This window comes from Altererythrobacter sp. (assembly GCF_050299635.1).
GTDB lineage: Bacteria > Pseudomonadota > Alphaproteobacteria > Sphingomonadales > Sphingomonadaceae > Erythrobacter.
Genome location: NZ_JBNKWF010000100.1, coordinates 1 through 502, shown reverse-complemented (window position 1 = coordinate 502; position 502 = coordinate 1). Strand labels below are relative to the sequence as shown.

The window sequence follows — 502 nt, the reverse complement described above, 5'->3', positions numbered from 1 at the left end:
ACAGCCATCGAAGAAATGACTTCATCCATAGGTGATATTTCGGAAAACGCTAAACAAGGGTCCGATATTTCAAAAAAGGCCATTGATACATCTAGTTCAGCCACACAAGCGATCAACGCCTTGAGGCAGTCAGCGGCTGAAATTGGTGAAGTTACGGAAATAATTAAACGGATCGCACAGCAGACGAATCTGCTGGCTTTAAATGCAACCATAGAAGCAGCTTCGGCTGGTGATGCAGGCAAGGGGTTTGCCGTCGTAGCCAACGAAATCAAGGAACTGGCCAAGCAGACCGCCGCCGCCACCCAGGATATCAAGGAAAAGATCGAGGGCATCCAGGGCACCACCCGCATGACCGTGGGTCAGATCAGCGAGATCACCCAGGTCATCACCGACGTCAACGATGTGGTGGCCACCATTGCCACGGCCGTGGAGGAGCAGAGTTCAGCCACCCGGGACATCGCCAGCAACGTGGCCCAAGCGTCACGCGGCATCCAGGAAGTCA

The 502-nt window shown here is 53.8% G+C and carries 1 protein-coding gene; it reads left to right on the top strand.

The features are described from left to right. A partial coding sequence (locus ACQY6C_RS15045) for a methyl-accepting chemotaxis protein (protein WP_427970107.1) occupies positions 1–502 on the top strand: 502 nt, incomplete at both ends.